Genomic DNA, 23491 nt, shown 5'->3' on the forward strand with positions numbered 1-23491 from the left:
TCAAATAGGTTTATTCCTATTCTTGCCAGTAAGGAAGATGTTTCAAACTTATTTACACAAAATTTTCTGTGCCCTCTATCCAGGCACTTAGAGCGGGTTAGTACCGATAAACAAGGCCTTTCAAGGCACAGAAAGGGGCATGTTGAAACTTTCATTTCAACATGCCCCTATTTTTCGGCTGACAAGGATTACAGTTTTCCACCCTCGATGACAATGTCTTCCGGATTAATGGAATCACCGTAAACAGGTTTTAAGGTTGCCTCATAAGCTTTGTGGATAAAGTTTTCTTTAGCAAGGGCTTCGATGTCTTTATTAATCCAGTCAAGCAGGTCTTTGTTACCTTTCTTAACTGCCGGAGCGATGGTATCAAGACTGCCCAGTGTTGAAATGCCTACCGTAAAACCGGCGTTTTCTTTGGCCCAGGCAAATAATAAGGTATTATCCTGTGACAACGCAACACCGCGTTTATCTTTTAGTGCTTCAAAGGCTTGAGTGATTTGGTCGAATTTTAACAGTTCAACCTCCGGGTGATGTTTGGTGAAATAGGTTTCAGCAGTGGTGCCTTTAATAATAATCAGCTTTTTGCCTTTTAATTGCTCAACAGAGGTAATGGGTGCGTCTTTTGCTGAAACTACACCAATGGCAACTTTCATGTACGGGTGGGCAAAATCAACCTTTTGCTTTCTTTCTTCCGTGACGGTAAAGTTAGCTAAAACAATGTCAACCTTGTTGGTTTGCAAATACTCCACTCTGCTGGCCGGTTCGAGCAATACGAACTCGATTTTATTTTCATCACCTAGCAGGTCCTTGGCAAGTCTCTTGGCGATGTATACATCAAAGCCCTGATTTTTGCCATTGGCATCGACAAAACCGAAAGGAGGTTTGTCGCCGAAGATGCCGATTTTAATGGTACCGCGTTTTTTGATTTCCTCAACACTGCTCTTATTTGCTGTTTGTGTACCTTCCTGTTTAGCGTCTGTTGAGGTAGATGAGCCGCATCCGGCCAGGATTCCGACTAAGAATAGGGTACCGAAGACTAACGCAATAATTTTCCTTACATTCACGATAGATCATCCTTTCATTTTACCTTATTTTAATACTGGAATATATTTAAAAATTGCCGGGCACGCTCAGTCCTGGGATTAGAAAAGAATTCATCCGGCGTGGCGGTTTCACATATTTTCCCGGCATCGATAAATACGATCCGGTCAGCTACCGCTTTGGCAAACCCCATCTCGTGGGTCACAATGACCATGGTCATTCCCTGGCTGGCAAGGCCTAAGATAACATCCAGCACCTCGCGTACCATCTCAGGGTCAAGGGCAGCGGTAACTTCATCAAAGAGCATAATTTCGGGATTCATGCACAAGGCGCGCACAATGGCAATTCGCTGCTTCTGTCCGCCGGAAAGCTGACGGGGATAGGAATCCTGCCGGTCAAGCAAGCCCACCCTGTCCAATAATTGCCGGGCTTGTTCCACCGCCTCCTTTTTTTCTCTTTTTTGCACTTTTAAAGGACCGAGAAGAATGTTTTCCAAAACTGTCATATGGGGAAACAAATCATAATTTTGAAAAACCATGCCGATTTGCTGGCGGATTTCCTGCCAATTTGCATCTTTGCCGGCAATGTTCTTACCTGAAAGCTTGATTTCACCTCCTTGAATAGCTTCGAGGCCGTTAAGACATCTAAGCAGGGTACTCTTGCCACAGCCTGACGGTCCTAAAATGACAACAACTTCGCCTTTATGAATGGTAAGATCAATATTGTCCAATACCGTTACCTGGTTGTCGTAGGTCTTATGCAATCCCTTTATTTCAAGCAAAGCCTGAGTAGTTTCTTTGATAATAATGCACCCCTAACTTTCCCATTTGGTTTCTAATTTTTTGGATAATCTCGACAGAGGATAGCAAATAATGAAGTACATCAAGAAAATGAAACCATATACCCAGAAGGAAGCGGTAGGTGCTTGTAAAAGTGACCTTTCAATAATCTGCTGCCCAACTTTCACGACATCAATAACACCAATCATAACGACCAGTGAAGTGGTTTTGATCATTCTTGTCGATAAATTCATCGCACCAGGCAGCAGACGCCGTACGGCTTGCGGTATTAGCACATAGCGGTAAAGTCCCCAGAAACTAAGGCCAAGCGCCTTGCCTGATTCGATTTGATGTTTTGGCAAAGACTCTAAAGCGCCTCGCACAATGTCACTCATTTCGGCAGCGCCCCACAGGCTGAATACCAGAACGGCAACCAGCTCACCATCTAAATGGATATCCAGTAAAACGGTAACGCCGAAATAAACGATGAACAGCCAGACCAGAATGGGTATGATCCGAAAGACTTCCAGATACAGCCGGCATAGCCAGCGGATAATATTTGATTTTGATGTCCTGACTAAACCAAGGATTATCCCGAAAAACGAGCCAAGGATAATGGAGATAAACGCGATCCGGGCTGTTATTAATAAACCGCCGAACAAGCGTTGCATATTAATTCCTTCAAACAGAACTTCAATTCCCGAATTCAGCATAACGTACTCTCCTTTCCAGCCAGGACAAAAAGACAGATAACGGCAGCAGCAGAATGAGATAAGCCACGATCAGCATTAGCAGTGATTCGAAGGTCTGATAATACATTCCGATCAGATCCTGCGTTAAGTGCATAAGCTCCGGTATGGCGATGACGCCGACAATCGAGGTTTCTTTTAATAAAAATATACAGTTTGCGCCCAAGGAGGGCAGGGTTACCGAAAATGCCTGCGGCAAAATGACATAGCGGATGAGCTGCATATTGGAAAGCCCGATACTAAGGCCTGATTCAATTTGTGACTTGCTTACCGATTGGATGCCGGCGCGAAATGCTTCTGCCATATAACTGCCACCCAAAAACGACAAGCCGACAATGGCGCAAGTCTGTTCGCTCAGCATAAACCCTAGTTTTGTCACTCCGTAGTACAAGAAAAATAACTGAATGAGCAATGGAGTATTACGGGAAACCTCTATATAAGCCCGCACCAATGGTTCCAGTCCTTTGGTCTTATAATATAAGACAATACTGCAAAGCAGCCCAATGAATAAAGAGGCGGCTATCCCGGCGAAAGCCAGCTTTAGGGTTAGCCAGGCTGCCTTTTCATATAACGGCAAACTGCTGATGATGAATTCCCAATTAATATTCATGAATGTACCACTCTTTTCTGTTTCGCGTTACTTGTCTGCCAAACAAAAAAAGACCAAGTTCCTTTAAAAATAAAGAAACTTTGGCCTTCAGTATATCTGATCAGCACATATATGTATTTTTTTAAAAGTATAGCCCAACTAAAAGTGTATGTCAAGGGTATTTTTACATTGACATCCTTTGCATTTGGGTCTACAATAAATACAAAATATAAGTGACTATTTGTTGACTGGATAAACCGGAGACAGATTTTTCCCTTGAGGAAAGATCTGTCTTTTTATGTTTTTTAGACTTACTGCCAAATAAAGCGCGAGGTGATAAAACATGGCCAAAGTAGCGGTTGCCAGTACCGATGGGGTAAGCATCAATGAGCATTTTGGCAGAGCAAAAGAGTTTTGGATTTATGAGGTAAATGAGCAAGGAACATACCATTTGCTTGAACGCCGGGAGGTTTTGCCGGCAATACAAACTGATCATAAGCATACTGCCGGTTATGCTGCTGAGCTGCTTGACGATATTGAGGCGGTACTCATCGCCCGCATTGGCCCGCAGGCCGAAGTGGAACTGCTGGCAAAAGGAGTGTTTGCTTTGGAAATTACCGGGCCGGTTGATAAAGCATTGGTATCGTATGGTAAAAGAGGCAAGTATATTCGCAGCAAGCTTGTCCGCAGCCCGGTTGAAGGCAGTTAATTGTCTTAAAATTAGAAGGAGTTGGTGCAGTAATGTATATGTCTCATCTGGAATGCCCTAAATGTAGCGCTAAACATGATCCCCATAAAATTACTCAGTTGTGCCCTGAATGCGGCGCACCGCTATTAGTCAGATATGATTTAAACAAGGTAAAAGCGAATTTGAAAAAAGAAGACTTAGTCAGCCGTAAGCCGGATTTATGGCGGTATCGTGAATTGCTGCCGCTTGTTGACGATAAGTATAAAGTGACTTTCGGTGAGGGAATGACCCCGCTGCTTGCGCTTGATAAGCTGGGCAACAAGCTGGGCGTTGAACTCTATTTGAAAGATGAGGGTATTATCCCCAGCGGCACCTTCAAATCACGCGGTGCAGCAGTAGGTGTTTCAAGGGCCAAAGAATTGGGAGTAAAATCTCTGGCGATGCCGACAAATGGCAATGCCGGCGCTTCCTGGGCAATCTATTCTGCAAAGGCGGATATTGATGCGTATATCGTTATGCCGGTGGATGCCCCCGTGATTACCCGCAATGAATGTGCAATTGCCGGTGCCAAGTTATATTTAGTAAACGGATTAATCAGTGATGCCGGTAAAATTGTCGGCCGGGCTGTGGCGAAATTAGGCTGTATGGATGCTTCCACCCTGAAAGAACCGTATCGTATTGAGGGCAAAAAGACCATGGGCCTGGAGATTGCCGAGCAGCTAAACTGGGAAGTGCCTGACGTTATCTTGTACCCAACCGGTGGCGGTGTTGGTCTGATTGGCATCTATAAAGCCTTCCGCGAATTGCAGCAGCTTGGCTGGATTGGCGACAAAATGCCCCGGATGGTGGCTGTCCAGGCAGAGGGTTGTGCGCCTATCGTTAAAGCCTGGGAAGAGAAAAAGACGGCATCCGAATTCTGGAACAACGCGTCAACCGTTGCTTTCGGTATTACAGTACCCAAAGCCCTGGGGGATTTTCTGGTTCTTGACGCCATCTATCAGACCAACGGCTGTGCTGTTGCGGTTACTGATGAAGCCATACTCAAAGATCAGGCCGAATTGGCAGCGGCGGAAGGTGCGTTTGTTTGCCCGGAAGGTGCGGCAAACTATACCGCTGCAAAAAAGCTGCGTGAGAGCGGCTGGATTAAACCTGGTGAGAAGGTGGTTCTGCTCAATACCGGTGCCGGTTTGAAGTATCCTGATACCGTTCAGGTGGCTGTGCCTGTGCTTGAGCCGGAGCAAGACATTCCAGTATGAACAGATGAGCTTCTTTTTGAGAAGAACAAATAATTACAAAGATAACATTTTATCTATTGACACAGCTGGAACAATATGTTAGTATTGGTTCCACAGATATGGCACTCCTCGTTTCTGGGGCCATTATAAGTTTGGCGCTGATCAGATAGCAAACTGAAGGCCAAAGTTCATAACATGAACTTTGGCCTTTTATATTTCAGCAAAGAGACGGGTAACCGAATGCCTGATAGCATTAGGCTGGCAAATCCGGTATGGGGTTGACAATAGTATAAGGAAACACATGGATAAGTTGACCGGTTAATAAGCTGGAGACGCACATACGCGTTTTCAGCTTTTTATTTATGCTATTGCTATAGCAAATAGCAGGTGAAGTTCATTTTAAGGAGGTGTGGTTTGGATGATTGAATATGTAGTCAGTAATTTCCGCAGAGCGTATCGGGCTAAATGGGAGGCGAAGCCCAAGCCAGGCTGGTTTTCCAGAATACCGCTTGCGCCGGTAGTAAATATATTGGAAAAAACCATGGGTATTATCCTGGTGGTGCTTATCTGGGAACTTACCCCTCGCCTGGAACTTATTGATCCATTTCTTCTGCCGCCCTTTAGTGAGGTAATCCATAGTTTGTTTAATTTAGTTATGACCGGAGAAATCTTTAAACATTTTTCCATTAGTATTACCCGCTCGGCTGCCGGTTTTTTTATTGGCATCGGGATAGCCATTCCCCTGGGAATTTTCATGGGATGGTATAGCAAACTGGAGGAAGTGGTAGATCCTTTGGTGCAGGCTTGCCGTAATTCTTCTGTATTGGCTTTATATCCGGTCTTTTTATTGCTCTTTGGCATTGGGGAGGTTTCTAAAATGGCCATTATTATCTGGGGAACCATTTGGCCGTCTCTGCTTAATACTATTTCCGGCGTAAAAAATACCGATCCGCTTTTGATCAAGGCAGCCCGTTCTATGGGCGTATCTAAGCTGACGCTGCTATATAAGGTAATTGCACCGGCAGCGCTGCCCTCAATATTAACCGGTGTCAGACTGAGTGCGGCCAGTTCGATTTTAGTATTGGTGGCCGCCGAAATGATTGGCGCTAATGCAGGCCTGGGATTCATGATTTTTTACTTTGAAGAACGGTATGCGGTACCCGAGATGTATGCGGGTATCATTACCATGTCGCTTTTCGGTGTTACCGTCAATTATTTGCTGGTCGCCTTAGAGAAACGCCTGACAGGCTGGAAAGAAAAAGTGGCTAATGAATGAGGCTGGCTGCAACCTGTCAGCGCTTTTGGCAGACAGGTGGTGTGTTGGCGAAAGCGCAAGTTAAGCCAGCGGTTGCAGAGAAAAAAGGAGGTGAAATCGTGGTAAATGCATACCGGGAAAAAGGGTGGAAAATCCTGAAAAGGGTAATTGCTATTGGCTTTATTGTTGCGATATGGCAGGTATTGCCATCAACAGGAGTGATTGATCCCCGCAGCTTACCCGCCTTTAGTGCTGTTATTCAAGGGCTGCTGGAACTTATCTTGTCAGGTGAATTGCTTACCCATGCGCTGGCAAGTTTTCAACGTTCGCTTATGGGATTTTTTGTGGCAGTTAGCCTGGCCATTCCGCTGGGGATTTTTATGGGATGGTTTAAACGGGTAGAAAAAATTGTCGACCCGTTGATGCAAATTTGCCGGAATACGGCGACACTGGCGTTGTATCCGGTATTTATCCTGGTTTTTGGATTAGGCGAAGTATCTAAAATCGGCATTATATTTTGGGGCTCTATCTGGCCGATTTTGATTAATACCATCGAGGGAGTTAAAACCGTTGACCCTTTGCTGGTAAAGGCGGCACGCTCCATGGCTATGTCCCGGCTGGGTTTGTTTATTCATGTTATATTACCGGCAGCCGTACCGTCCATTCTTACCGGACTCAGAATTAGCGCCACCCGCTCGCTCATTATATTAGTGGCGGCAGAAATGCTGGGTGCCAGCGCCGGACTGGGTTTTTTAATCTTTGATGCCCAGCACAAATATCAGCCGGAAAAAATGTATGCCGGCATTTTGGTACTAATGATGCTGGGGATGTCGGTCAACTATCTGATTGTAACACTGGAAAGCTATCTTACCCGCTGGAAAGGCACGGCGGAAACTGCCTGATGGCGGAGAAATGCCGGCTTTGGACAGCAAACCAATAAAACGAAGGAGCGAATACCTATGAAAATAGAGGAAGTAATTGATCAAACCCTAATTCCTGCTATTACCGGAGCCACGGTGGTGGGAATCGATATTGGCTCAAGGACAGGTAAGGCGGTATTATTCACCGGCGGTGAATTATTTACTGCCCAAACCCCCACCGGCATCGACATGCAGGAAACCTCGGATGAACTATTGGCAGAATTGCTGGAGGTATCCGGCCTGAAACGGGCGGATATTAGCTATATCGTCGGTACCGGCTATGGCCGGGTAGCTATGCATTTCCCGGAAATACCCCACCAGATTGTGACCGAAATTTCCTGCCATGCCATGGGAGCGCATTACCTTAATGCCGGGATTAAAACCATTATTGATATTGGCGGCCAGGACTCCAAGGGCATTAAAGTCGATCAGGAAACAGGCCGGGTGGTAGAATTCGTCATGAACGACAAATGTGCCGCCGGTACCGGCCGCTTCCTGGAAAAAGTAGCTCAGCTCTTAGACCTGGATTTAAGTGAGCTGGGAAAGGTTGCACTTGAAGCCACTAAGCCGTCAGAAATCAGCAGCCAGTGCGTGGTGTTTGCCGAATCGGAAGTAATCTCGCTCAGAGCCAAAGGCGCTACGCAGGAAGACATTGCCGCCGGTATTCACCTGGCTACCGCCCGGCGGGTGCGCAACCTGTTAAGCCGTATCGGACTTGAACCGGGGCTGGCTTTCTCCGGTGGTGTTTCTAACAATGTCGGCATGAAAAAAGCCATTGAAGATCTGCTGGAACATCCTATCAGCGAATTTAAACTGGACGCCATATATGCCGGTGCCCTGGGGGCCGCTGTACATGCGCAGCATTATCTGGCGGCAGGAGGGCGCGACAGCCAGGAAAGCGGCAGTGGTTTTTCGCTGGAGCTGACTGAACTGGAAAACCGGATAGCCAAGCAGCAGGAGACCATTATTACCGGTGCCGACGGGAAAAAGAAAGTGGGTTATCTGTGCACTTATACACCGCTGGAACTCATTAATGCGGCCGGTGTGAATCAAGTAAGACTGTTTAAGATGGGCAACACCGAAGTGGTTGCCAGTGGCGAGCAAATCACCCAAAGCGTATTCTGCGATTTCACCAAGAGCATTCTGGGAGCATTCAAAGAAGGGGATCCTTTATATAAATCCCTGGATAAAGTGTATACCTTCTATACCTGCGACTGCATAAAGAAGGTAGGCGAAGCCATCGGGGACTTCTTTACACCGGCCGATATCTACATCCTGCCCCGCCTGCGGCATAAAGAGTCCTCGCGGGGATATTACCGGACCGAGATTTTAAATTTCAAGGAAGACCTGGAAAAACTGTCCGGCCATACCATAACCGAGGAAGAAGTGCGGGAACAAATTAAAATCTATAACCAAGTACGGGCGGTATTAAAGCAAATTTCGGATTTGCGCAAACGGGATAACCCGCCGCTCAAAGGCAAGGATTTCCTGGATCTGATTAAAGCCTATTACTACTTACCGCCTGAAGAACTGCTGATTTTGTACCAGGAGCTGTATGACACCCTGTCTGCCGTGCCTGACCAAGGGGCGAAACCCATCAGGCTGATGATGGCGGGGGGGATTGTAGCCGACGGCGACCGGCGCCTCCTGGAACTCATCGAAGATACTGTAGGGGCCAGGGTGGTCATCGAAGACCATTGCACCGGCTCCCGCAATGTAAGTTTCCAGATTAGCGAGGCAGGGGACCCCTATCAGGCCTTAGCCGAAGGGTATCTGGACCAATCACCTTGCACCCGGATGAAACCGCTGCAGGAAAGGGTTGTCATTTCCGGTGATTTGGCACAGGAGTATAAGGCAGACGGGATTCTGTATGTGTATCTCAAATTCTGCCCGTGCTATGGTCAGATCAAGCATGAGTTTTTCCGGCATTATCAAAAACTCGGCATACCGGTTTTGGAAGTGCCGATAGACTATTCGGCCAGTGATCAGGGACAGCTCAAAACCAGACTGGAAGCCTTTATCGAGGTGTTGGGCGAAAGAAGAGGCGTTACCACCGGGGCAGGACGGAAAAATTCCCAGTCGGCGTAAGGATAATGCCGGAAATAGAAGGAGTGAACAAAAATGACAAAAATAGTGGATGTTATTGATAAAAAACTGGTTTCTACTTTTACCAATGATGTAGTTATTGGTATGGACATTGGTTCCCGTACCGGCAAAGCCGTCTTGCTTGCTGAAGGCAAGCTGTACACCGCCATTACACCAACTGCTGTATTTACCCAGCAAACTGCCGACAAACTGTTTGCTGTCCTACTGAAACAGACCGGCTTGAAACATTCGGATATTCAGTATATTGTCGGTACGGGATATGGCCGGATATCGCTTAATTTTGGTGATATTCCCAACAAAATTGTGACAGAAATCTCTTGCCATGCCATGGGGGCTCATGTGCTTAATGCCAATGTAAGGTCTATTGTCGACATTGGCGGACAAGACTCAAAGGCGATTCGGGTAGACCCCAAAAACGGCAAAGTAGTGGAGTTCATTATGAATGACAAATGTGCCGCCGGTACCGGCCGGTTTTTGGAAAAAGTAGCCCAGCTGCTGGATCTGACAACAGAAGAATTGGGGCATGAAGCGCTCAAAGCCACCAAACCGTCAGATATCAGCAGCCAGTGTGTAGTATTTGCCGAATCGGAAGTTATCTCGCTGAAAGCCAAAGGCGAAAAGCGGGCCGATATTGCCGCCGGTATTCATATTGCCACCGCCCGCCGCATTCGCAACCTATTTAACCGGATTGGGCTGGAGCCGGATTTAGTATTTACCGGCGGGGTATCCAATAATGCCGGCATGAAAAAGGCGGTAGAGGAAGTATTAGGCCATGCCATTAGTGAAGTCAGGTTAGATACCATTTATGCCGGGGCGCTGGGCGGAGCCGTTATTGCGCAAAAAAATCTGGCACTGGCAAATGCTGAAAAAGAAGAATTATCAGCTTCAGCCAGTTAACAACAGCAGGCAAGCAAACACATATGGGGGCGTTGAAATGAAAACTCACTTAAAAAGCAATCGGCAAACAAGGATGATTATTACTATCGTACTTTTGGCACTGTCACTATCTGTGTTTGGCTGCTCGAACAAGCAGGAGACGCAACCGACCGCCGGCTCAGGTAAGCAGCCTGATATCATAAGGGTTCCCAGCCCCGGCGATATAACCCGGACGGATATCTATATGATTGCGGAAGAACTAGGCTATTTTGCCGAAGAAGGCATTCAGCTTGAATACGTGGGGAAGGTACCGTCGCCACAGTTAGTTGCATCAGTAGTCGCCGGCAAGATTGATGTCGGTGCCGCGCATATTAACAGAACGATTGCCGGTATTTCGGCAGGTGCCAAGATCAAAGCCGTGGTAGCCGGCACCGAGACTACCCGGGAAATACCGCATATGGTGTATGTGACTTTAGACAATAGTCCGGTGAAAAGTGCTCAGGATATGGTAGGCAAAAAAGTCGGTATTCCCACCATTGGCGGCTGCAACGAGTACACCCCCTATGCCTATCTGAAACAAAACGGCATAGACTCACCGAAAGGCAAGATTGAAGTCATTGTTATGCCGGAAGCAAATCTTGAGCAAGCCTTGCGGCAAGGTAACATTGATGTAGCCGGTTTTCACAAAAACCCCGGTTTTTTATTAGCACGCGGCGGTCTCAAAGTACTGTTTACCGACTATGATGTTTTTGGCACAGTTGGCGGTAACACGCCTTTCTATTTCTCGGAAAAATTCATCAAAGAAAAACCTGATGTGGTCAGGCGTTTTGTCAAGGCGGTGGCTAAGGCCAATGACTGGGCTGACACCAATCAACAACAGGCTATTGATATTACGGTAAAAAGAGCCAAGGTTGATCCCAAATTACTGCGCACCGGTTATTTTGCTCCTAAAGGTCTCATTCAACCGGAAACGGCCGGTATCTGGATTGATTTATTGAAAGAATTCGGTGAAATAAAAAATGATGTGAAACCGGAGCAGATTTTTACCAACGAATTTAATCCATACGCCCAGAAATAGTTTTAACAACAGATGCTTGGGAAAGCGAGGAATACATCATGGATATTGAGGACATTCAAAGTCCAAGAGATTATCTCATCTACAGTAAAGAGGAAGTTCATCACTATTCACCGGCTATCGGCAAGCTGTTAGACCTGTCCACCTCTTATGTTTATGATGCCGAAAAGGCCTATGCGGAGGGGAAGATTAACGCCGTTTGGTCGCGGGCGAGCGGCTGGGAGATTCCGCTGGCCTATGCTTCCGATATTATTCCGGTGGCTTTTAGTGAGATGGGCCGGTTAAGTGACCTGGAGTCAGTCACAATTGCTGAAGACTACTATCAGTTCCCACAAGAAACCTGCTCAATGGTAAAGTGCACGGTTGGTCAGTGGCACAAACGCCGTGGCACTGGTATCAAAAGGATTATTGGCGCCAGTGTGGCCTGCGAACCTTACAATCTGGCCTGGGAACTAATGCGAAAGGAGGACTATGATGTTCATGCCATTGATGTGGTTTACCGGGCCCCTGGCGTAAAGGGGGAGCGGCTGGAACAGTTAGTACAGTTCCTGATTGAACAAATTTACGAAACAGCCCAGTGGCTGACAGGCAGTAAAGAGATCAATGAAGACAAATTAAAAATTGAGATTCTGCGCAAGAACCGCTTGATTGCCAAAGTCCGGAAAGTGCTGGAACTCAGGCTGAAACATCCTTATTATATGCGCAGCCTTCCTTCCATCTATCTGCTCACAGGCTTAAATACCTATTTTGGCAAACCGGCCGAATACGAGGCCGTGCTGGATGACTTGATCAGGGAATTGGAGACAGCGCCTGTTAATCAGCGCGACCTGGATAAAGTCATTCCCCTGGTTTGGGTCGGCAGTGCCGGACAGGAATTTGGCATTTATGAAGCCATTGATCAGGCCGGCGGTGCATTGCTCGGTTTCCGGGGCTATCCTTTTAACAATTATGATGAAACATTGCCGCCGGTGGAGGCATTAGCCCGCCATGTGCTGGGAAATCAGGAAGCCGGAGCTTCCATTTATGTACAAAAGGTTATTGAACAGGAACTGAAAAAAGTGAAAGCCAGAGGCCTGGTTCTCTACGGTTATCTTGGCTGCTCTTATGGCAGTGTTGCCAGGGAAATGTGGCGGGACTATTTTCATAAAAAGGGCTTCCCTAGTATCAACATTGAAGGCACCTTCCAGGTAGGACCGCCTACAGGGCAAATTCTGACAAGAATCAGAGCCTTCGTCGAAATGCTGGCCTAGACGGGAAGATTATAAAATACCTTGATCAAGGAGGATGGTTGTGGAGATAGAAGACATTCAAAGCCAGCGTGAGTATGTTGATTATTGTAAAAAGGTGCATAGCTATTCGCCGGCTGTCAACAAGCTATTGGATTTGTCTGAGGCATATGTGCCTGATGCGGAAAAGGCGTACCGGGAGGGACGGAAGAAAGCCGTTTGGAGCAACGCCTATGGCTGGGAAGTACCGGTGATTTATGCCTGCGATACCATCCCGGTAGCCTTTAGTGAGATGGGGCGGTTAAGCGATAAAGAGGTTATGCTGATTGCTGAAGACTATTACCAGTTTCCGGCAGAAACCTGCTCTATGGTGAAATGTACGGTAGGGCAGTGGCATCTGCGTCGCAACACCAGTACCATCAACCGCATTCTCGGCAATAGCTCGGCCTGCGAACCCTACAATCTGGCCTGGGAGATCATGAAACGGGAAGGCTATGATGTGTATAACAATGACGTGGTCTACCGCGGACCTACGGTGGCAGGCAAACGTCTGGAGGATTTGGTGCAGTTTTTCATTGAGCAGATCTATGATGTGGCCGAATGGCTTACCGGCAGCCGGAAAATTGACGAAGATAAGCTCAGATTTGAAATTCAGCGTAAAAATCGCCTGCTGAATAAGCTAAGGACGGTTTTGGAATTACGGCGGCAGCATCCATTTTATGTACGCAGTCTGGCAACCATCCTGATGCTTAACATCGGCCTGAACAACTATTTTGGCAAACCGGAAGAATATGAGGCGGCCATTGATTTATTAATCGCAGAACTGCAAAATAAGCCGGTTAATCAAGACGATCTAAAGAAGGTTATCCCACTGGTCTGGGCCGGCGGAACCGGTCAGGAATTTGGCATCTATGAGGCTATCGACCAGGCAGGCGGTGCGCTCTTAGGCTTGCGCAGCGTTCCTTTCAAGCTGTACCGGGAAGATGTTGCGCCGGTAGAGTCGCTGGCCAGATGGGTATATGACAATGCCGGCGCCGGTGCCGGCGTGTATGCGCGTAATGTACTGGAACATGAAGTTGACAAACTAAATGCCCGGGGAATAATCCTGTACGGCTATATCGGTTGTTCGTTCGCCAGTGTTGACAGGGAAATGTGGCGCAAATATTTTCATGAAAAAGGCATACCAAGCATTAACCTGGAGGGGTCCTTCCAGACCGGATCACCCAGTGGCCAGGTATTGACCAGAGTAAAAGCCTTCGTGGAAATGCTTGCTTAATAGCACCAGCAGGGCAGAAGAAGGATGTGATGCAATTTGCAACAAAAACACAGGAATTGTTTGCGGCTTGCTGCGATGGTATTGGTTATTTTCATGCTGGCATTGACCGGATGTGCCAAAAAGCAGGCAAATACCAATACGGAAAGCGGCGGAAAACGAGTTGATGTTATTCGGGTGGCCACTCCTAATGCGCCGACAAGTCCGTCAATTTATTATGTGGGGGATGAACTTGGCTTTTTTGCCGAGCAAGGGATAAAACTTGAATACGCCGGTGTTGTGCCTTCCCCGCAATTGGTGGCCGCCGTTGTGGCGGGAAAACTGGATGTAGGCGGTGCTCATGTCAACAGAACCATTGCCGGGATTTCCGCCGGGGCAAAAATTAAGGTGGTTGCGGCAAATACCGAGACCAGCCAAGCCATCCCGCATATGGTTGGTGTAGTTACTAAAAACAGCCCGATAAAGAGCGCGCAGGACATGGTCGGTAAAAAAATTGGCATACCCACTATCGGGGGCTGCAATGAATACACTCCCTATGCCTATATGAAAAAACAAGGAATTGCTGATCCTAAAAGCAAGGTGGAGGTCATTGTTATGCCTGAAGCGCAGCTGGATCAGGCTTTGCGCCAGGGAAACATTGATTTGGCCATGATGCACAAAACCGCTGATTTCATCCAGGAGCGAGGCGAGTTTACCGTTCTATTCAGCGATTTTGATGTATGGGAAGCCATTGGCGGCGCGACACCGGCATATTTTTCCGAAACCTTTATTAAAGAGAAACCCGATGTGGTTAAACGTTTTGTTGCCGCAGTGGCAAAAACCAACAACTGGGCCAATGCCAATCCGGACAAAGCTATTGAAATTACCGCTAAAAGAGCCAAGGTTGATCCTAAGACAATTAAACCTGGTTATTATGCTAAAGATGCTGTGATTTTGGAAGAAACAGTTACTGTCTGGATTGATTTGCTTACCGACTTCAATGAGATCAAGGCCGGTATTAAGCCGGAACAAATTTATACTAATGAATTTAATCAACAGGTAAAAAAATAGTGTATTTTTAACTTATCCAAAGCGCTGGTCGACATACTGGAAACAGGCAGTTGTACGGGATACCTGGAAAGTAACAGGCAATTATAAATGATGTTGACTGGTTGATTACTATTGACTAAATGCTGGCGTAGCCCCTGGCAGGGAACGCCGGCATTTTATTTTTTTTACCCTAATTGGGAAGCATAATTTTACATAAAATAAACGCAGATAACTTTGTTCCTTCGGTATGGTAATAGTCATAATAATATTGTATTATGTGTAAGGAGATAGCCTATTAAAAAGTGCAGTATGACTAAGTGACTGAGGTGAGTTATTTGCCTATACTGGATACATATACAATTTATTTCTTGATATTTATGGGAAATCTCGTTATGTGTTTGATGCTGCTTATATTCGCCAAGACTACCGGTTTTGAAGTCTTAATGCGGTATTATACCTACGCAAAGCTGCTGCAAACTTCAGGTGCGGGCGTATTACTTTTTAGAGGGATAGTGCCGGTTGACTTCTCTGTTATTGTGGGCAATGGGCTTGTTTTTCTAGGTATTGCCTTAGAAGTCTGTTGTATTGTTCATATCGACAGAGTGCCGCTGAAAAGTGTGGTAAAACGCTGGCTGCAAGTGGCAGCCGGATTGGCTGTGGGATTTGCGCTGCTTTATCTTGCAGGAGCTAACATCGGCATCAGAGCTTTTATTAGTGCTATGTCCATAGCCGTGTATTCGTTGGTGGCGGCTGCCGGACTTTTCTTTCGCAGCAATAGTACTAACTTACGCAGAGTAGTGGCATTGTTTTTTTTGATTTTAGCCGCCTGTCAGGTTGTACGGGCTTTGTATGCATTCTCGCTGGGACCCAATCATGCGCCATTTTCCCTTTCTTTATCACAAATGTTTGCGTTCATCAGTATATACTTACATATGTTGATAAGCACAATGTCATTTTTACTAATGAGCCGTGAAGTTATTGACATAAGATTGCAGGAAGCGGCTACCAAAGATTTTCTAACAGGCATTTATAACCGGGCGCAGTTCATGCAAATGTCGGAAAAATTGTTATCATTAATGATCCGTCAGCAAAGGCCGGTCACAGTATTTATGATCGACTGTGATAATTTCAAGGCTATCAATGATACGTACGGACATGCTGTTGGTGATAGCGTATTGGTTAATTTTAGCCAAGATACGCAGGCCATCCTGCGTAAGGAGGATTTATTCGGCAGATACGGCGGTGAAGAATTTATTATCTTTTCTCCCAACACCACAGACAGCGATGCACTTATCATGGGGAAAAAGATCCAATCAGCAATACTGCTAAGTGCTGCCGGTGACTTAACTATTCCTAAGTATACTATCAGTATCGGGACGGCCACTATGATTCCGGAGACACTTGCCGATATGGAAAAGTTAATTAAACGGGCTGACCAGGCCCTGTTACAAGCCAAAAGAAACGGACGCAACCAAATTGTTCAATTTTAATGAACCATAATAGTGGGACGAGGGGACAGGTCCCTTGTCCCACTAATTATGCCTAATACAGGGGATACCATCAGTTTTGCCTGTGAGAAACTGGCCGAGTAACTGCCCCGTTTTTGTGGCCTCCTCCCACACCGGCTGTGTTTCAACAGCAACACAGTGGTCTTTGGAGGCCTTAATTTCCCGGGAAAATATGTGGGGTATGCCACTATTCTTACAATTATCGCCATAGCCACAGGTAAGACAGGGTACATTACCCTCAATCTCAAACTCGGCTACATGATGCATTCTTTCCATCTGTAGTTCTGTCGCCATAGCGTTGAGGGCTGCAGCTCTAACTTCTTTAAAAAGGCCTGAAACAATAGTGACAGCATATTTATTCTCGTTTAGGCTATGCAAGTGTCTCATTGACCAGAGTCTTTCCAAAAAAGCTTTGGTAAAGGCATCCAGCAGTCTGTAAGGCGTATAGCCGCCAATTACCACTGCCTGTGCTTCCCTCATTTTTTGTGCTATAGCAGGAAAATCATCATTAATTTTACAGATGTTGTCTTCAACACATGCTTTACAGGCTAAACAGGGCCGGACATGTACATTACTTAGTTTTATAAATTCGAATTCCAAGTTACTTGCACGTAACACCTGCAATAGTAAACGGTCGGTATTGCTGTTTATGACAGGACTTCCAGATATGCCTAGTATTTTCATATGGATCATTCTCCTTTTATAGATTCATTGCATGTATTTTAATCATACTTTTTAAAAAAACGGATGAAGTATAATTAATTGAATAATTGTAAAACAGTTTACAGATTTTTACGTCTGTTTAAGGTAAAATAATAGTTACAGTAAAAAAAGACAGGCACTTATTTCAGATGGGTGAAAAGCAGTTTTTTGAGATTATCAAGATCTACTGGCACAATCTCAATAGGCACTTCAGTGTATTCGAAAAATTCCAATATAGCTTCATCTTCTAAAGGAATAAGACCGGTATCAAGCAGAACAATACGCTCGTAGAAACCAAAGTTCTGACGTGCATCAATCTTATCCCATTTGAGTTGTCCGATAAATATTTTGCGCCAGTTTTCCAGCCAGCCGCTTGTTATATAGAAAGTTCGGCCTTCGGCATCAAACTCTTTTAATTTATCGCCAAGCAGTATTTCAATGCAGTTTTTTGCTGCTAGAACATTTACACCGTAATTAGCTGAGATGAGCTCCAGTTCCGGATGGCACATGCTGCCGAAGCCCAGTAGCACGTCATCGTTACTGCCAATCTCATCTAATGCAGTTTTTATAGAAGTTTCCATTTTTTTTAAGTCTGCGTGCAAGCCTGCTTCGAGATAGTGAATTTCAACATTTTGTTTTGTTCTTAGAAGCTGATCGATTTCAGCACGCAATATTTCACAACACAATAGTTTAGTCACCAGGATAACCTCCCTTATTTTTATTATTTAGGATAGTTGGATACGGACTATTCGACCACTGCGGCATAGGCCTCTTTGCGATTTTAATTATATACTTATAACCTACTGAAAAGATGTAAACCATTTAACAAAATGGGAAGATTATGACAAATAAATCTGATTTCATTATTCTCAAAAGAGTTTCAAAATAAATTGATGCTGAGGGTTGGAAAACGAATTATGAATACCAAACCATGTTTATGTTTACGTGACATTGAGCTGTTTTCCGGTTTGAGTTTAGAATTTTTTAAGCATATCTGTTTTGCCACTAATAAGCAACAGATTAAGAAAGGTCAAGTTTTGTTTCAACAAGGAGATGAGGCAGATCATATTTATGTTATCAAAGAAGGCCGGTTTAAATTATCGCGTATAACAGAAGACGGAAATGAGTCAATCCTGCATATTATGGGTACAGGCGAGCTGTTAGGGGAAACAGCATTATTTAGACCTGGTGCCGTTCAATTGGCAACAGCAATTGCATTGGAAGAAGCTAAAGTTTGCAGTATTGATCGTTGGACTTTCGAGAAGATAATAAAAAACCAACCCGATTTGGCTTGGGAAATGATAAAAAATCTGGGTAACCGGCTATATACTATTTGGGAGCAAGTATCTGAAACCAATAGGCAGTCAACTCTGGAGAAAATATTGAGTTTAATGCTGCGCCTATCGCGGGAGCACGGTGAGGCTTGTGCCAACGGAATCCGGATTACAATTCCATTAACACAGCAGGAAATTGCCGCATTGGTTGGTTCATCGAGAGTTATGGTTTCGCAATCTATAAAAGAATTGACAGATAAAAATTATCTTTATCGGGAAAAAAGATATTATATTCTAAAAAATAAATGTTTTTAGCTCTGAGAATTGTTAAATACTTGACAGCTTATCCTCATATCACCGGGTATGATAGTGCTATAGCCCAATAACGACAAAATGAGGAGTGGTAATCATGAATCAAGAGCTAAAAACCAGTAATAATCTTGTTACACTTACCAATGAAATGAAGGAGGCTATTTTGGCATCTCCTTTCATTGCCCTAACCTCTGTCTCCAAAGCCGGCGTGCCCCATTTGATTGTAGTTGGTAAAGCTAAGAATATAGTCAATGACAGCCAGTTAGTTTTTGGTGTGTACAAAATGGAAACAACGCGCCAAAACTTGGCTGAAACCGGCTGCTTGCAAGCGGCAGTGGTTTCAGGAAAGGTAGGTTACCGTTTTACTGGCAAGGCAGTGGTTCAAAACGACGAAGTTATACTTTCCATTGAGCAAGTTGCTGCTTTGTTATAAGCGTCTAATAATGAATTTGATATTGACATAAGATAAGGACAGTCAGAATACCTCTGACTGTCCTTATCTTATGTTTACTCCGGCGGCGGACACTGCCAATCAATTCTTGGGACAGGGTTTCTTGTCCCAAAAGAAAAAGCTGCTATATCAATATGCGAGAGCTTATACTGCAAATAGGACAAAATATGTCTTATTTGCAGTATAATAGTAGCGGTGATAAAAAAATGAAAATGAACAGGCTGTTTGAAATAACCATCATATTGCTTAATAAGGGATCGGTTACGGCTAAGGAACTGGCCGGCCGTTTTGGCGTTTCCGCCAGGACAATTTACCGGGATATCGATGTGCTTTCCGCTGCCGGCGTGCCGGTGTACACAAACAAGGGCAATGGCGGGGGCATACACCTCCTGGAAAACTATGCAATAAACAGGGCGCTGATTTCCGAGCAGGAAAGCGAGAACTTGTTGCTGGCCATTAAAACGCTGCAGGCCACGCAATATCCGGAATTGGATATGGTATTGGAAAAAATGGGGGCTATATTCAAGCATGCAGCAGATCATGACTGGGTGGAAGTCGACTTTTCAGCGTGGGGCAGTGCACCTAATGACAAGAACAAATTTAACGATATAAAACGAGCTATGCTGCAGCGTCAGGTTCTGTGTTTTGATTATGTTAACGGCGAAGGGCATAAAAGCTGCCGCTTGGCAGAACCGGCAAAACTGCTTTTTAAAGACAATGCCTGGTATTTAGTAGCTTACTGCCGGCAGCGTCAGGCGCAAAGAACCTTCCGGCTTTCACGCATGAAGAATGTAAAAAACCTGACAGAAACATTTATGCCCCAAGTATTGCCACAGCCGCAACAGGCGGAAAGTAAGACTGGAAAACAGTCGCTGGTTTCATTGAAGCTGCGTTTTCAGGCCAAGGTCTTAAATCGGCTTTACGATTATTTTGATGACTCGCTTATTACTCATAATGCCGACGGCAGTTTTACCTTAGAAGCGGTAGTGCCGGAGGGTGAATGGCTGTATGGCTATATTCTCTCGCTTGGCAGTTTTGTTGAAGTGCAGGAGCCGGAACATGTCCGCCAAATTATAGCAGACCGCTTAAAGCAAGCTTTTAAAATTTACGAAATATAAATTCAAATATGACATACTGTTGTCTTATTGCTTCGTGTACAATAAAGAAAAATAACAAGGTGATGTATTGAATGAATAGCGTGTGGGACACAGGGACAGGTTCCTTGTCCCAAAAGGAAAAGCTATCGGATCCGAGTGGGACAAGGAACCTGTCCCCTTGTCCCCCTTGTCCCGATGTGTGCACCGAATAAAATAATTGTAAAGGGGAAGATAATATGACTGGTAATTTACCGCCGCTTATTGCCGCATTTGTGGAGGCAAAAAATGCTTATGACAGCAATGCCTTTGCTGCTTGTTTCACAGAAGATGCTGTCGTGTACGATGAGGGACGGGAGATGGTGGGGCCGGCAGCCATTAAAGAATGGAATGAAGCCAGTAACAGAAAATATCAGGATACGCTTACCGTTTTAGAGTTGGTTGAATTCAGCGATGAGACTGTTCTTACCGCGCAGGTAGCCGGTAATTTTGTGGGCAGTCCGGTTTCACTGGACTTTCATCTCGCCATCCGGGCCGGCAAAATTAGCCGGTTAGCGATTGATTTTACCGGCGATCAAGCCTAGTAGGGTGATAACCCTAATCCTGTGGACACTGACGGGAGATTTTTCTCAGTTTTAAGGTTGGCACGCTACTAGTATAAGGCGCGGTATTGATGTTATCTATAAAGGAGTAAAGAAATGATTACAAACAATCTGCTTCTCAAGTTAAAGGACAGAAGCGGTGCCAATATTGAACAGGTGCGGTCTGCACTTTTAAGTATGCGCGGGAAAATTGAATTTCTGCGCGATCTCAAGGTGGAAGTGAACATACGGCAGGGGGCGGCCGCCTATGATATCATAATGATTGCCCAATATGACTCGATGGCCGGTTTTGAGGCGTATCTGGTGCATCCGGTTCATGTCGAAGTAAGCCAATATATTGCCAGTGTACTGGCAGCCAGCGCGTCGGTTTGTTATGAATCCTGAGCGGAAAGTATTCACACATTACGGTTTTCCCTTATATATGCTATAATAAACTCAATAAGCTGGGAATAGGCAGCTAGGGTTCCGCCTGCGTGAGCAGGGACCGCGACCGAGCGCTGCAGCCCTGTTCCAACCGGACAGGGGCACCTATTGGCACAAAAAGCCCGAGGGGGATAGCTTGGCGTACTTGGTGTGCGTCAGGATATCTCCTGCGGGCTTTTTAATTTTATAAGGGGTGATTTTATGCTGGCCGAAAGATATGATGTGTTTTTAATTGACCTGGACGGAGTCATGTATGTTGGCGATGAACTTCTGCCAGGCAGCAGGGAAGCCGTTGAAGCACTGAGGAGAATGGGCAAACAAATCTATTTTCTTACTAATGATCCGCGTTACTTACGTCGGGAGTTCTGTGAAAAGTTACTGCGGCTGGGAGTTAGCGCACAGGAGGAGGAATTCATTACACCTGGCTGGACGGCCGCTCATTATCTTGCTCGGCACGGTATCCGGCGTGTTCAGGTGATTGGTACCGCAAGCCTGCGGGCGGAATTTGCCAACCAGGGTATTCAGGCAGTGACAACCGGCGAATGTCAGGCCGTGGTTGTCGGCTACGATGAGCATGCGACTTTGACGGAGGTTGAGCAGGCAGTCCGGCAAATTGAAGAGGGCGCCTTGTTTATCGCCACCAACCCTGATTTGTCGTTTCCCGGCAAGGAGGGACGGCAGCTGGCTACGGGAGCTATCGTGCAGGCTATACAGGCAGCCAGCCGCCGGATTCCTGTTATCATCGGCAAACCGTATCCGCCCATGTTTCAACAGGCATTGCACAAGGCCGGCAACAGCAGCCGGACAGTCATGATTGGCGACAGTCCGGACACCGATATTCTGGGCGCGCATCAGTGTGGTCTTGATGCCATCTTGGTAGAACGGACTGCCTGCCGTTATCCGGCAGCGAGCGATTACCGGCTGCCCAATGCCAGGATCACCACTCTGCTGGAACTGTTTCAACACAGCTCTGATTTCCGGGAGTGGCGCGATCCCGGCTTTCCCTGGCCAGATACGATTGAGCCCGGAGTCACTGCGGTAATTCTTAACAGTCAGGGTGAGGTGCTTCTGGTTGAACGTGTGGATAACGGACTCTGGGGTTTGCCGTCAGGTCATGTGGAAAAGGCTGAGACGGTTACTCAGGCCATTGTCAGGGAGATCTGCGAGGAAACCGGATTGGCTGTAGTTGTTGAAAAATTAGTGGGGGTCTATTCAGAACCTGCAACACAGGTTTTCAGCTACCCGTCAGGCAAACGCACTCATTTTATCACGTTGTGTTTCCGCTGCAGTATAACAGGCGGCCGCCTGCGGGCCGATAAAAATGAGGTCAGCCGGGCAGCCTTTTTTGCTGTTGATGAATTGCCTGCAAACCTGCTGCCAATGCACCCCCAATGGCTGAAGGACGCCTTGAACAAAGCGGCTGCAGCCGTAATCAGATAGCAGGCAATTGCAGTTTACCATTTTTAGCTGGACTTTTGACCATTCATTGGCTTTCCATACAGTCTCCCGTTCCCTATATGTACGTTTTTAAATAACTTTAAATTGATTTAAAAAGGAATTCAGGTTTCTTAGGCGAATTTTACATTTTGTAACGAGGGGAGGTAATATAATGAAATTAAGCAAATATTTTACTTTGGTTATACTTTTGGTTAGTCTTGCCATACTATCCGGCTGTTCCGCACAGCAACTTTCGGCAGATGAGGTGCAAAAGTTTGCTAACCCTATAACTGAAGATATGCTGTTAGCGATGAATGAAGATGATTACCCCCGGTTTTCCCGGGATTTTGATGAGCAAATGAAAACTTCTTTAAATGAAGCACAATATAAGAATACTATCAGACCAATTAAAGCTAAAATTGGAAGTTATTTATCAAAGGAATTTATTTCGACTGAGAATAAAGACGGATATACGGTGGTGCTGTATAAGACCAGATTTTCGCAAGAGCCTGATGATGTAATTGTAAGAAGTGTGTTTAGTGATAAAAATGGGAAGAAGTATATATCGGGATTTTGGTTAGATTCTTCCAAATTACGCAGTAATTAGCATAAAATGCGATGTATGCCGAATAATAAGCTGCCAATGAGCGAAATAGGAAGAGGTAAATAAAAAACATAGGATGCGTGTTACTAAAGGACTCCTGAAATCATCAGGAGTCCTTTAGTAATTGCCAGGCGGATAGTCTGGCAGCTCGGGATGCGTTTTTGGGGGAGTTGTTTTCTTAGCAGGTTTAGTTTATCATTGGCATATATAGTCGCATTTTATGGTATTTCAGGTGCTTTTTGG

At 45.6% G+C, this 23491-nt stretch carries 24 protein-coding genes; 18 read left to right on the forward strand and 6 right to left on the reverse strand.

Features of this window, described 5'->3' with window-relative positions:
* Positions 1-188: 188 nt before the first annotated feature.
* From GT1_RS20365 to GT1_RS20380, 4 genes are read right to left on the reverse strand one after another with little or no spacing between them, the layout of a single operon-like run.
* Complete coding sequence (locus GT1_RS20365) at positions 189-1067, reverse strand: cysteine ABC transporter substrate-binding protein (protein WP_075753726.1); 879 nt, start codon at positions 1065-1067, stop codon at positions 189-191.
* 26 nt (positions 1068-1093) lie between these two features.
* Positions 1094-1822: an amino acid ABC transporter ATP-binding protein gene (locus tag GT1_RS20370; RefSeq protein ID WP_188400247.1), complete on the reverse strand. Its 729-nt coding sequence runs from the start codon at positions 1820-1822 to the stop codon at positions 1094-1096.
* A gap of 33 nt (positions 1823-1855) precedes the next feature.
* The gene (locus tag GT1_RS20375) at positions 1856-2533 is read right to left on the reverse strand and encodes an amino acid ABC transporter permease (RefSeq protein ID WP_188400248.1); all 678 of its coding nucleotides are present in this window, start codon (positions 2531-2533) and stop codon (positions 1856-1858) included.
* On the reverse strand, positions 2514-3179 hold the full coding sequence (locus tag GT1_RS20380) for an amino acid ABC transporter permease (RefSeq protein ID WP_075753732.1): 666 nt from the start codon (positions 3177-3179) through the stop codon (positions 2514-2516). Before GT1_RS20380 ends, GT1_RS20375 begins: the two co-directional genes overlap by 20 nt.
* Before the next feature lie 322 nt (positions 3180-3501).
* On the opposite strand from GT1_RS20380, the gene GT1_RS20385 reads away from it, so the two are divergent.
* From GT1_RS20385 to GT1_RS20435, 11 genes are all read left to right on the forward strand, one after another.
* The gene (locus GT1_RS20385) at positions 3502-3867 is read left to right on the forward strand and encodes a NifB/NifX family molybdenum-iron cluster-binding protein (RefSeq protein WP_188400249.1); all 366 of its coding nucleotides are present in this window, start codon (positions 3502-3504) and stop codon (positions 3865-3867) included.
* A 32-nt stretch (positions 3868-3899) separates the two neighbouring features.
* Positions 3900-5102, forward strand: a complete 1203-nt coding sequence (locus GT1_RS20390) for a threonine synthase (RefSeq protein WP_188400250.1) — start codon at positions 3900-3902, stop codon at positions 5100-5102.
* A gap of 397 nt (positions 5103-5499) precedes the next feature.
* Positions 5500-6357, forward strand: coding sequence for an ABC transporter permease (locus GT1_RS20395; protein ID WP_188400251.1), 858 nt, complete (start codon positions 5500-5502; stop codon positions 6355-6357).
* Positions 6354-7238 (forward strand): ABC transporter permease, encoded by an 885-nt coding sequence (locus GT1_RS20400; protein ID WP_083945405.1) that lies wholly within the window; start codon positions 6354-6356, stop codon positions 7236-7238. The genes GT1_RS20395 and GT1_RS20400 overlap by 4 nt, the downstream gene beginning before the upstream one ends.
* A gap of 57 nt (positions 7239-7295) precedes the next feature.
* A complete protein-coding gene (locus GT1_RS20405; protein ID WP_188400252.1) occupies positions 7296-9344 on the forward strand; it encodes a 2-hydroxyacyl-CoA dehydratase in 2049 nt (682 codons plus the stop codon).
* Positions 9345-9377: 33 nt separating this feature from the next.
* Complete coding sequence (locus tag GT1_RS20410) at positions 9378-10259, forward strand: acyl-CoA dehydratase activase (protein ID WP_188400253.1); 882 nt, start codon at positions 9378-9380, stop codon at positions 10257-10259.
* 37 nt (positions 10260-10296) lie between these two features.
* The gene (locus tag GT1_RS20415) at positions 10297-11316 is read left to right on the forward strand and encodes an ABC transporter substrate-binding protein (RefSeq protein WP_188400254.1); all 1020 of its coding nucleotides are present in this window, start codon (positions 10297-10299) and stop codon (positions 11314-11316) included.
* 38 nt (positions 11317-11354) lie between these two features.
* The gene (locus GT1_RS20420; protein WP_188400255.1) at positions 11355-12563 is read left to right on the forward strand and encodes a 2-hydroxyacyl-CoA dehydratase family protein; all 1209 of its coding nucleotides are present in this window, start codon (positions 11355-11357) and stop codon (positions 12561-12563) included.
* A 40-nt stretch (positions 12564-12603) separates the two neighbouring features.
* Positions 12604-13815, forward strand: coding sequence for a 2-hydroxyacyl-CoA dehydratase subunit D (locus GT1_RS20425; protein ID WP_158027046.1), 1212 nt, complete (start codon positions 12604-12606; stop codon positions 13813-13815).
* Positions 13816-13890: 75 nt separating this feature from the next.
* The gene (locus tag GT1_RS20430) at positions 13891-14862 is read left to right on the forward strand and encodes an ABC transporter substrate-binding protein (protein ID WP_188400256.1); all 972 of its coding nucleotides are present in this window, start codon (positions 13891-13893) and stop codon (positions 14860-14862) included.
* 356 nt (positions 14863-15218) lie between these two features.
* Positions 15219-16331, forward strand: a complete 1113-nt coding sequence (locus tag GT1_RS20435; protein WP_188400257.1) for a diguanylate cyclase — start codon at positions 15219-15221, stop codon at positions 16329-16331.
* A 42-nt stretch (positions 16332-16373) separates the two neighbouring features.
* On the opposite strand, the gene GT1_RS20440 is transcribed toward GT1_RS20435, so the two are convergent.
* On the reverse strand, positions 16374-17042 hold the full coding sequence (locus tag GT1_RS20440; protein WP_308507638.1) for a flavodoxin family protein: 669 nt from the start codon (positions 17040-17042) through the stop codon (positions 16374-16376).
* Positions 17043-17191: 149 nt separating this feature from the next.
* The gene (locus GT1_RS20445; RefSeq protein WP_223226403.1) at positions 17192-17749 is read right to left on the reverse strand and encodes a DUF1638 domain-containing protein; all 558 of its coding nucleotides are present in this window, start codon (positions 17747-17749) and stop codon (positions 17192-17194) included.
* Positions 17750-17968: 219 nt separating this feature from the next.
* Between GT1_RS20445 and GT1_RS20450 the strand changes: the two genes are divergently transcribed.
* The 7 genes from GT1_RS20450 (at position 17969) to GT1_RS20480 (ending at position 23251) form a co-directional block, all read left to right on the forward strand.
* On the forward strand, positions 17969-18640 hold the full coding sequence (locus GT1_RS20450; RefSeq protein WP_188400259.1) for a Crp/Fnr family transcriptional regulator: 672 nt from the start codon (positions 17969-17971) through the stop codon (positions 18638-18640).
* Positions 18641-18734: 94 nt separating this feature from the next.
* Complete coding sequence (locus GT1_RS20455) at positions 18735-19070, forward strand: pyridoxamine 5'-phosphate oxidase family protein (RefSeq protein WP_188400260.1); 336 nt, start codon at positions 18735-18737, stop codon at positions 19068-19070.
* A 224-nt stretch (positions 19071-19294) separates the two neighbouring features.
* Positions 19295-20206, forward strand: coding sequence for a YafY family protein (locus GT1_RS20460; protein WP_188400272.1), 912 nt, complete (start codon positions 19295-19297; stop codon positions 20204-20206).
* A gap of 215 nt (positions 20207-20421) precedes the next feature.
* Positions 20422-20766, forward strand: a complete 345-nt coding sequence (locus GT1_RS20465; protein ID WP_188400261.1) for a nuclear transport factor 2 family protein — start codon at positions 20422-20424, stop codon at positions 20764-20766.
* A gap of 114 nt (positions 20767-20880) precedes the next feature.
* Positions 20881-21168: a Dabb family protein gene (locus GT1_RS20470; protein WP_188400262.1), complete on the forward strand. Its 288-nt coding sequence runs from the start codon at positions 20881-20883 to the stop codon at positions 21166-21168.
* A 240-nt stretch (positions 21169-21408) separates the two neighbouring features.
* Complete coding sequence (locus GT1_RS20475; protein ID WP_188400263.1) at positions 21409-22647, forward strand: HAD-IIA family hydrolase; 1239 nt, start codon at positions 21409-21411, stop codon at positions 22645-22647.
* 169 nt (positions 22648-22816) lie between these two features.
* Complete coding sequence (locus GT1_RS20480) at positions 22817-23251, forward strand: DUF3887 domain-containing protein (protein ID WP_188400264.1); 435 nt, start codon at positions 22817-22819, stop codon at positions 23249-23251.
* Positions 23252-23491 lie beyond the last annotated feature (240 nt).

Source organism: Sporomusa sp. GT1 (assembly GCF_014634905.1).
GTDB lineage: Bacteria > Bacillota > Negativicutes > Sporomusales > Sporomusaceae > Sporomusa > Sporomusa sphaeroides.